Origin of the sequence: Brevundimonas sp., from assembly GCF_018608325.1 — a bacterium.
Taxonomy (GTDB): Bacteria; Pseudomonadota; Alphaproteobacteria; order Caulobacterales; family Caulobacteraceae; genus Brevundimonas.
In genome coordinates this window covers 1-9508 of record NZ_JABAZW010000144.1, presented here as the reverse complement: position 1 = coordinate 9508, position 9508 = coordinate 1, and the positions used below count along the sequence as shown (strand labels likewise).

The 9508-nt window shown below is 64.4% G+C and carries 11 protein-coding genes, 1 tRNA gene and 1 pseudogene; 11 read left to right on the top strand and 2 right to left on the bottom strand.

What is annotated here, in order from left to right; genetic code table 11:
* From QZ281_RS14255 to QZ281_RS14240, 4 genes and pseudogenes are all read left to right on the top strand, one after another.
* Nucleotides 1-1127, top strand: a pseudogene (locus QZ281_RS14255) (hypothetical protein); the annotation flags it as partial.
* 43 nt (nucleotides 1128-1170) lie between these two features.
* Nucleotides 1171-2340, top strand: coding sequence for an isovaleryl-CoA dehydrogenase (locus tag QZ281_RS14250; RefSeq protein ID WP_292229460.1), 1170 nt, complete (start codon nucleotides 1171-1173; stop codon nucleotides 2338-2340).
* A 30-nt stretch (nucleotides 2341-2370) separates the two neighbouring features.
* Nucleotides 2371-2556: a DUF3008 family protein gene (locus tag QZ281_RS14245; protein WP_292229458.1), complete on the top strand. Its 186-nt coding sequence runs from the start codon at nucleotides 2371-2373 to the stop codon at nucleotides 2554-2556.
* A 98-nt stretch (nucleotides 2557-2654) separates the two neighbouring features.
* The gene (locus QZ281_RS14240) at nucleotides 2655-3422 is read left to right on the top strand and encodes an exopolysaccharide biosynthesis protein (RefSeq protein ID WP_292229456.1); all 768 of its coding nucleotides are present in this window, start codon (nucleotides 2655-2657) and stop codon (nucleotides 3420-3422) included.
* Nucleotides 3423-4120: 698 nt separating this feature from the next.
* Here the strand turns inward: QZ281_RS14240 and flaF are convergent.
* Both flaF and flbT read right to left on the bottom strand, forming a co-directional pair.
* Complete coding sequence (flaF, locus tag QZ281_RS14235) at nucleotides 4121-4483, bottom strand: flagellar biosynthesis regulator FlaF (protein WP_292229454.1); 363 nt, start codon at nucleotides 4481-4483, stop codon at nucleotides 4121-4123.
* Nucleotides 4443-4865 carry a flagellar biosynthesis repressor FlbT gene (gene flbT, locus QZ281_RS14230; RefSeq protein ID WP_292229452.1) on the bottom strand — a complete coding sequence of 141 codons (423 nt, stop codon included), beginning with the start codon at nucleotides 4863-4865 and terminating at the stop codon, nucleotides 4443-4445. Before flbT ends, flaF begins: the two co-directional genes overlap by 41 nt.
* 158 nt (nucleotides 4866-5023) lie before the next feature.
* Between flbT and QZ281_RS14225 the strand changes: the two genes are divergently transcribed.
* From QZ281_RS14225 to QZ281_RS14195, 7 genes are all read left to right on the top strand, one after another.
* Nucleotides 5024-5461: a hypothetical protein gene (locus tag QZ281_RS14225; RefSeq protein ID WP_292229450.1), complete on the top strand. Its 438-nt coding sequence runs from the start codon at nucleotides 5024-5026 to the stop codon at nucleotides 5459-5461.
* A 12-nt stretch (nucleotides 5462-5473) separates the two neighbouring features.
* Nucleotides 5474-5668, top strand: a complete 195-nt coding sequence (locus QZ281_RS14220; protein ID WP_292229448.1) for a hypothetical protein — start codon at nucleotides 5474-5476, stop codon at nucleotides 5666-5668.
* A 62-nt stretch (nucleotides 5669-5730) separates the two neighbouring features.
* The gene (locus QZ281_RS14215) at nucleotides 5731-6591 is read left to right on the top strand and encodes a MoxR family ATPase (protein WP_292229446.1); all 861 of its coding nucleotides are present in this window, start codon (nucleotides 5731-5733) and stop codon (nucleotides 6589-6591) included.
* Nucleotides 6592-6662: 71 nt separating this feature from the next.
* Nucleotides 6663-7463 (top strand): methyltransferase type 11, encoded by an 801-nt coding sequence (locus QZ281_RS14210; protein WP_292229444.1) that lies wholly within the window; start codon nucleotides 6663-6665, stop codon nucleotides 7461-7463.
* A 138-nt stretch (nucleotides 7464-7601) separates the two neighbouring features.
* Nucleotides 7602-8195: an HD family hydrolase gene (locus QZ281_RS14205; protein ID WP_292229539.1), complete on the top strand. Its 594-nt coding sequence runs from the start codon at nucleotides 7602-7604 to the stop codon at nucleotides 8193-8195.
* A 3-nt stretch (nucleotides 8196-8198) separates the two neighbouring features.
* On the top strand, nucleotides 8199-9152 hold the full coding sequence (locus QZ281_RS14200) for an NAD regulator (protein WP_292229442.1): 954 nt from the start codon (nucleotides 8199-8201) through the stop codon (nucleotides 9150-9152).
* Between the two features lie 86 nt (nucleotides 9153-9238).
* Nucleotides 9239-9328 (top strand) — tRNA-Ser (locus QZ281_RS14195).
* Nucleotides 9329-9508: the final 180 nt, after the last annotated feature.

The window sequence follows — 9508 nt, the reverse complement described above, 5'->3', positions numbered from 1 at the left end:
CCGACGCCATGACCGGATGGGCCGACGACGCCGCCGCCGAAGGTCCGCCGCGCCGCCGCGCCGCCGAACGCGCCCTGTTCTTCGCCACGCCCGGCGTCCCTGTCGCCCTGGCCGACCTGCTGGCCGCCCCCGTGCCGCACCTGCCGCATGTGGTGCGCTTCGATTCGGCGCCTGCGACCCTGGTCTCCACGCCCCTGGCCTTGTCGTCCGACACGCCCGAGGCTGCGCCCTTCCCGCTGGACGAAGCCGCGCCGCAAGCGCCCGCCACGACACCGGCCGCTACAGCGTCGGAGCCGGAAATCGCCCCCTTCCCGCTCGACCCGGATGCGCCCAAGCCTGCGCCGACCTTCGAGGAGGCCACCGCCTCCCTGGCTGATATCTCTCTGCCTGTCGCAGGCCTGACATCCGATCCGTCATTGTCCAACACGGCGGCCTTCCACCGCTACTCGCCGTTCGGCGCCAAGATCGTCGGCCCGTTGCCGACATTTGAGCAGCCTGCTGGCGCCTTGGCCGGCGCCCCGACTGTTACGTCCCAGTCTGACACGGGCCAGCAGGGGCTCGCCGCCGCATCCCTGGTCGCCGCCAATGACGCGCCCAACGCGGTGCATGAGGTCGCGACCGAACTCAGCGGCACGGTCGCGGACACGGCCCATCCGATCACAACCGCCGCAGGGTCAGCCGCAGACGTCGCCGCGGCTGTACGCGCCAGCTTCCAGACCCCGGCGCCGGACCAGACCTCCATCCTCGCCTCGCCCCTCGATTCGCTGGACCGCCCGGCCCTGGCCCTGACTGCGCCGGATGCAGCCGAAACAACGGGCGGCGCCCAGCCCCCCCAGTTCGATCCCACGCCGTCCGAAACCCACCATGCGGTTCTGGAACGCCCCTATGATCCCCGCGCCGCCCTGCGCCGTCACTCAGGCTGGAGCGAGACCTGGACCTTCCTGGCGATGGGCGCGCTGGGCCTGATCGCGTTCGGCGCCGCCATCGCGGCCTTCCGCCGCGCTTCCGCCGCTGGCACAGGCGATTCCGCCACTGTCGGCTGGGTGCTGGCCCTGATCGCCCTGGCCTGCGTCGCTGTGGCGGGCTGGAACCTTTATCAACGCTGGGGCCGAGCCGAGCGCCGATAAGCGCGCTTTACGAAAAGGAATGCTCGATGCTACGGCTTTGGGCATGAGCATTCCCTTCGCGCCCCAATCCATGGAATTCGGTCTCGGCGAGAACGCCGACGCCATTCGTGACGTCACGGCCCGCTGGGCTGCTGATCGTCTGGCCCCGCTGGCCGCCGAAATCGACGAGAAGAACGAATTCAAGCGCGAGCTTTGGCCCGAGATGGGCGACCTGGGCCTGCACGGCATCACGGTCGAGGAAGAGTTCGGCGGCCTGGGCCTGGGCTATCTGGAGCACGTCGTGGCGATGGAGGAAGTCTCCCGCGCCTCGGCCTCGATCGGCCTGTCCTACGGCGCCCACTCCAACCTGTGCGTCAACCAGATCCGCCGCTGGGGTACGCCCGAGCAGAAGAACAGATACCTGCCCAAGCTGATCAGCGGCGAGCACGTCGGCTCGCTGGCCATGTCAGAGGCCGGATCGGGTTCGGACGTCATGTCGATGCGGACCCGCGCCGACAAGAAAGGCGACCGTTACGTCCTGAACGGCACCAAGTTCTGGATCACCAACGCCCCCTCCGCCGACACTCTGGTCGTTTACGCCAAGACAGATCCTGACGCCGGATCAAAGGGCTGCACCGCCTTCCTGATCGAAAAAGGCATGAAGGGTTTCAGCGTCTCCAAGAAGCTGGACAAGATGGGCATGCGCGGCTCCGACACCGCCGAACTGGTGTTCGAGGACTGCGAAGTGCCGGAAGAAAACATCATGGGTCCGCTGGACGGCGGCGCAGGCGTGCTGATGAGCGGCCTGGACTATGAGCGCGCCGTCCTGTCCGCAGGCCCCCTGGGCATCATGCAGGCCGCGCTGGACGTGGTCCTGCCCTACGTCCGCGACCGCAAGCAGTTCGGCAAGCCCATCGGCTCGTTCCAGCTGATGCAGGCCAAGGTCGCCGACATGTATGTCGCCCTGAACAGCGCCCGCGCCTATGTCTATGCCGTGGCTCGCGCCTGCGATCAGGGCAAGACCACGCGTTATGACGCAGCGGGTGCGATCCTGCTGGCCAGCGAAAATGCGGTGAAGGTGTCGCTGGAGGCTGTTCAGGCCCTGGGCGGCGCTGGTTACACCAAGGAATGGCCGGTCGAGCGTCTGGTCCGTGACGCCAAACTGTACGACATCGGCGCAGGCACCAACGAGATCCGCCGCTTCCTGATCGGTCGGGAACTGCTGGGAAGCTGAGGGCTTGTTTCGGGCGGAAGGAGAAATCCCATGCCCGCCAAATCCGCAGCGCAACAGAAGGCCGCAGGCGCCGCCCTGTCGGCCAAGCGTGGCGACACGCCGAAATCCGACCTGAAAGGCGCCTCCAGATCCGTGGAGCAATCCATGACGGAGTCCGAGCTGAAAGCCCTCGCGTCCACCAAGCGCAAGGGCAAGCCTGACCATGTGTCGAACTGACACACCGCGAATTATTTGACTTTGTTGCGGTTCTGTAAGTGGCGGCGCAGTCCACGACAGCCTAGATGGGCGCCACCCCTAGCAGAGCGCCCCGTCTGATGTCCGCCGTCCCGCCGCCCCCTACTGACGACCTGAGGCGGTTTTCCGACGTGCTGGAAGACCTTGGCTCCGCGCCCGGCGCCAAGCTGACCATGGCCGAACTGGTCGCTGCGTTCGGCGAGCGCGGCTTCGGGGCCATGATCCTGATCCTGTCGCTGCTGGCCCTTCTGCCGTGGCCTCCGGGCGGCAAGGCTGTGTTCGCCATTCCGATCATCCTGATGTCGCTGGAACTGGCGTTCCAACGTAAAAGCGTCTGGCTGCCGCGCTGGATGCTGCAGTCCTCGGTGTCGCGCGCCGCCTTCGCCTCGTTGATCGTCAAGCCGTTCGCCGCCCCTGAGTGGCTGCGTCGCTGGGTTCTGACCTTCGAGGTCAGGATCGGCCGCCGCAAGTACGGCTTCGCCAACAGCGTCCGCCGCGCCGTTCGCCGTCGCAGGCGCGGCCCCAGCGTGCTGAAGATGGTTCAGGGCGTCGAGCGCCTGACCCGCCCGCGTCTGGCCCTGCTGACCGGCGATGTCGCCGACACCTTCACCGGGCTGGTCTGCGTGGTGCTGGCGCTGATCATGGCCCTGCCGATCCCGTTCGGCGACGCCCTGCCGGGTATTGCGCTGGTCCTGTTCGCCCTGGGCATGATGCAGCGCGACGGCATCGCCATACTGCTGGGCGCCGCCATGACGGGCGCCTGCGCCCTGTACATGATGCTGATCTGGACCACCGTGGTCGAAATCGCCCACCACATCGCCCACTGGTTCGCCCGCCTGATCGGCTGATCGCCTCCTGATACAACAAAGGGCCGCCGCGTCTCCGCGACAGCCCTCCATTGTCTGACCGCGAACGGCCGGACCGCAACATTCAGCCTGAAAGGATCAGGCCCGGACCTCTCCGAGGACCAGAGTCGCGGCCACCGCACGCGATTGATGACAATGAGACACTGGATCACCCCCTTTCGACTGTTGAACAGGGAAGACGAAGGTGGGACGCGGATGGCGCGGCGTCAACTGGTCAGCATGACAGATTGGTTTTTGGGCGTTTCGCGAAACTCGTGCGTCCGCTTCTTGCGTGCGACGAAAAGACCGAGACCCACCCGTTGCGAATACTCGGCATTCTTTTGTTTTGTTTCTAGGAACAGCTCATAGGGTCCAGAGTCATTTCACATCCGGTTCCAAAAAACATGGCCGCCCCAACCATGACCGCAATGACTACGCTGAAAATGATGCCGACAATTACGACTCCGACACGAACCAATCGAGAAAATCGTCTTCGACTCTTGGAATCTAACGTCTCGCCCAGAAGGTCGCAAAACTTCACTACACCCCAACCGATTGCGATGAGAGCAACGAGAGCGACAAACCACTGGAGACTTGCGAGCATGGTCGGTATTGGCTGCAGTGTCGTTATCGCGCGTGGGTCATCTCGTCACTCCCAACGAAAACTCGAAGGAGGACGCAACTGCCACCACATCTATACTTCACGCCGCCTGCTGCGAACCTGACAGCCCCTGCATCATCATGCGGTTGATGTCGATCAGGTCCTGAAAGCCCTCTTCTCCGCGCATCACCGCCGAGGAGTGGCGGTTCACGAACAGGCTGAGCGAGATGATCTGGGCGCGCATCGACTGGCCCAGCACATTGCCGGGGTCGCTGCAGTCGTTGGCCAGCACCGACCAGAGTCGGCGGTTCCAGTCCAGGGCGTCAATGCGCGTGGCTATATCCGTCGCATCGACGGTGGAGGCGTGAACGAGCGCGCGTGTGACCTGGCCGAACAGCCGGTATTCCAGATCGCGCGGGGTCTCAGCCCTGGTCGCCGCTGCGGTGTACGCTTGAAGCGACATCCAACACCTTTTCTTCGTAATCGACGATTTTGCGGGCGGCCATAAGGGCCTTGTAATATTCGCGCGCCAGCACGTGACGCGACACCGAAACACATTCGGCCAGGATGTCGGCGTTGCGGGTGGCGCCCATGAACTCAGTCAGGCGCAGGGCCAGTTCATCGTGGAATTTGGCGGCGCCCGCCTCGTCCAGATACATCATCATGATCGGGAAATAGATGCGGCGGCCGGGCGTGTTCACGTCCTCGGCCTGCATGATGTCCTTTTCACGTAGGACGCTGGCCTTGTTCTGCAGGACCAGCACGCCGCGCCGGTCGCCGTTCTGGACGACGGCGCCGTTAAGCACGAACTTTTCGCCCGGCTTCAGAGATAGTTTCAAAGCCATTGATGGCGGCCCTCAAGACCTGGCCTAAGTCGCCCCCTGTTTAGGGCCGCCAGAACGAATCCACCTTAAACGGACAGGGTTAACCATCTCTTGTCTAACAGCTACGCTGGAACGCCGAATGCAGACGGCACGTTTCCTCACACGGAGAGGAACACGCCATGCCCGACAACGACTATCAGGACGATCAGGAACAGTCAGAAACCTTCGACGAAACCCATCTGGACGATGAGGGCGACGGCGAATTCCTGCTGGATGAAGCTGATCCGGTTCTGGACGTGACCCAGGCCGACGGCGACGCTGATGAAGACGAATTCGACGAGGACGACATAGACCTGGACGACCAGTTGGCGCTGGACGGGATCGAGGCCGAAGCGGACGCCCTGCTGGGCGTAGACGGCGAACGCCGCAATCAGATCGATGCCGAGAGCAACGGCCTGCAAGGGCCGGATGAAGTCGAACTGGTCTATGCTGGCCTGATGGAGAACGAGCGCGGCGCCCAGTCCAGCGCGGCCCACTGGGAATCCAAACGCCTGTCCGACGATGATGTCGAAGAACTGGGCTACGCCCCCGAAGGCCCGCCCCTGCCCCCGAAATAAAGGAGACGACCCATGGACGACCACACCAAACGCGACTCCAACCAGAACACGCCCCACGCCTCGCGCACCAAGGACGAAGGCGGCAAGCCGGATCAGTTGAACGAGACCCAGCGCAAGTCGGAAAGCCGTCAGGAGGCCCTGCTTGACGAGGGGATCGAGGAAACCTTCCCCGCCAGCGACCCTGTATCGGCCAAACGCATCACCTGATCGCTGTTCAGGATCGTTTTGATCCGCTACCCACTCCGCAGACACAGACGGAGTGGGTTTGCATGAGCCGTTTTGAAGGCACCGACCGCTATATCGCCACCAACGACCTGAAGGTCGCGGTCAATGCCGCCGTGGCGCTGGAACGCCCGCTGCTGATCAAGGGCGAGCCCGGCACCGGCAAGACGGTTCTGGCCTATGAAATCGCCAAGGCGTTCGATGCGCCGCTGATCACCTGGCACGTCAAATCCACGACCAAGGCCCACAACGGCCTGTACGAATATGACGCCGTCAGCCGCCTGCGCGACAGCCAACTGGGCGACGAGCGCGTCCACGACGTCCGCAACTATCTGAAAAAGGGCAAGCTGTGGGAGGCCTTCACCGCCCCCGTCCGCCCCGTCCTGCTGATCGACGAAATCGACAAGGCCGACATCGAGTTCCCCAACGACCTGCTGCAGGAACTCGACCGGATGGAGTTCTATGTTCAGGAGACGGACGAGACGATCCGCGCCGAGGTCCGCCCCATCGTCATCATCACCTCGAACAATGAGAAGGAGTTGCCCGACGCCTTCCTGCGCCGATGCTTCTTCCACTACATCCGCTTCCCCGATGCCGAGACGCTCTCGTCCATCGTCGACGTCCACTTCCCCGGCATCAAGCCAAAGCTGGTGTCCGAAGCGCTGAAGACCTTCTATGAAATCCGCGACACGCCGGGTCTGAAGAAGAAGCCGTCCACGTCCGAACTTCTGGACTGGCTCAAGCTGCTGCTGGTCGAGGATATCGACGCCGAGACCCTGCGCGAGAAGACGCCGAACAAGCTGATCCCACCCCTGCACGGCGCCCTGTTGAAGAACGAACAGGACATCCACCTGTTCGAGCGGCTGGCCTTCCTGGGCCGCCGCGAAGGCGGGCGTCCCGGCGCCTGAAATCACGAACTGGCACAGGCATTACCGCAATTTCACTGGATCGAACGTCGTTCAGGCGCACAATGGCAACCATGGACGTCACCAAAAAGACTCGCCTGTTTATCACCGCCCTGATGACCATGGGTCTGGCGAGCGGGCTTGCCGCCTGCGACGGGGACAACTCGATCCGCATCACCGCGACCACGTCCAGTTCGGACGCCAAGGGCGTGCTGAAGGTGGTCGACACCCTGAAATGCCCTGACGCGGTCGGCGTCCTGACCCGCAAGGGTTCGGCTGACCCCGGCGGCGCCTCCTGCACCTACGGCGGTCCGCGCGGGGCGGAGGTGGTGCTGTATCTGGCGCGTCTGGACGGCACATCGGCCGCCGACGTGCTGCGCGACTACGAAACCCGGCTGTCCGCCGACATCCCCAACGCCAATGCCCGCGCCAATATTCAGGTCGCCGAGACCGGGTCTGACGACGCCTCGATCCAGGCGCCCGGCGTAAACATCCAGGCCAAGGGCGATGACGCGACGGTCAGCCTGCCGGGCCTGCATATCGAAACCAAGGGCGACAACGCCACGGTCCGCATCGGCGGCATCAATATCGCGGCCAAGGATGGACAGGGCAAACGCGTTGACGCCCCCATCGTCGACATCGACGCCCATGGCGACAGGACGCTGGTCCGCACCCAGGCGCCGGGCGAAGCCACCCGCATGACCTTTGTTCTGGCCGACGACTCGACCGAGACCGGTCCCTGGCGTCGCGTCGGCTTCGAGGCGCGCGGCCCCGCCGGCGGTCCGCTGGTCATCGCCACTGTCCGCACCAAGGCGCGCGATCAGGGCGTGTTCGAAGCCGCCAAGGATCTGGTGACCCAGAACGTCGGCGAATAGAGGGTTTTCCACCCCTAACTGGCGTCTTGCCTTGATCCTGTCCCCTGTTTGCGTCACCTGACCGACCCGAAAGCGAACAGGATCGAACCATTGGCCGAGCGCCCCAGGAAGAAGAACGAACCCCGCGCCTGGCAGCGGATGCTGTCTGGCCGTCGCCTGGACCTGCTCGACCCCTCGCCCTTCGACATCGAGATCGAGGATATCGCCCACGGCCTTGCGCGTGTCGCCCGCTGGAACGGCCAGACCATTGGCGAACACGCCTTCTCGGTCGCCCAGCACAGTGTCGTGGTCGAAGAGATCGCTGCCCACATCAAGCCGGGTCTGGACCCGAAATGGCGTCTGGCCGCCCTGCTGCATGACGCCTCTGAATATGTGATCGGCGACATGATCTCGCCGTTCAAGGCGGCGCTGGGATCGGGCTACAAGGACTTCGAGGCACGGCTGGAGGCCGCCATCCACGTCCGCTACGGCCTGCCGCCCAAGACGCCGCAGACGATCAAGACCCTGATCAAGAAGGCCGACAAGGCCTGCGCCTTCTTCGAGGCCACTCAACTGGCGGGCTTCACCGAAAAGGAATCGCTCGGCTTCTTCGGCGCCCCGCCAGAAGGCTACAGCCTGACCATCAAGCCCCTGCCCGCCTCGCAGGCGCAGCTGCTGTATCTGGACCGCTATAATGTGTTGGCCAAGGCGGTCGGACTGATCCCCGCCGACGACGCCTGGCATACGGAATAAGGCATGGCTGGCTCGGCGGAACAGGGCGTGCGGATCGGCCTGTCGGTCGTCGTCATGACGCTCAGGGACCGCCGGGCCGTCGTCCTGACCACGGCAGGCGAAGACGGCGTCCGCGCCCTGCCCTTCGGCCCCTTCGACCCGGCGCGCGACCGTACCTTCGAGCGCGCCCTGCGTGACTTCGTGACGGACCAGACGGGTTTCCCGCTGGGTTTTGTCGAACAGCTCTACACCTTCGGCGACGCAGGCCGCGCCTCGCCCCGCGCCACCCCCGGCCCGGACCAGAAGCGCGAGGTCTCGGTCGGCTATCTGGCTCTGACGCCCGACGCCGCAGAGGGCCAGACCCACGACTCGCGTTGGGATTCGCTGTTCGACTTCTTCCCGTGGGAAGATCGCCGTGCTGTCGATCCCGCCATCGCCGCCCAGATCACCGAAGGCCTGACCACCTGGGCTGCGGGAGACGCCCAGCGCCTGGCCCGCGCCCGCGCCCTGTTCGCCCTGACGCCAGAGCACCGCTGGAACGAGGAACGGGTGCTGGAACGCTATGAACTCCTGTACGAGGCCCGCCTGGTCGCCGAGGCCTTCCGTGACGGCGACACGACCACACCCGCCGTCGCACCCGACTGCGCGACAGGCCGCCCGATGGCCTCGGATCACCGCCGCATCCTGGCCACCGGCCTGGGGCGCTTGCGCAGCAAGCTGAAATACCGCCCGGTCCTGTTCGAACTGACCCCCGGCGCCTTCACCCTGTCCGAGCTTCAGGCCGCCGCAGAGGCCGTTTCCGGCCTGACCCTGCACAAGCAGAACTTCCGGCGCGGGGTCGAACGTACGGGCCTTGTCGAACCAACCGGACACGTCTCATCCGCCACCGGCGGCCGTCCCGCCGAACTGTTTCGATTCAAGGGCGTGGACCCACAAACCGGCGCCGCGCCGGGCCTGTCGTTGCCCGCTCAAAGATAGTTCGGATTTCTTTCAAGAACGGGTTGCGATACGCCACGGCTCCGATTAGAGAAGCCCCTCGCTCGACCAAGCGACTTGAACACCGCGGAGAGGTGGCAGAGTGGTCGAATGTACCGCACTCGAAATGCGGCGTGCCTGGAAGGGTACCGTGGGTTCGAATCCCACCCTCTCCGCCATTCAACGTTGATTTCAAATAAGAAATCCGACTTCTCAGCATTCATCCCCAAGTCTATCCCTAAGCTGCATCAGTGCTTTCGGCGACCAATGCCTCCAGAGAGTATCTGGGGATAACAGTGCTGCGGCTGACGTGCCTCTGAATTTTCATCCAGCGGCGACCAGAGTCCTTGGGTTAGTTA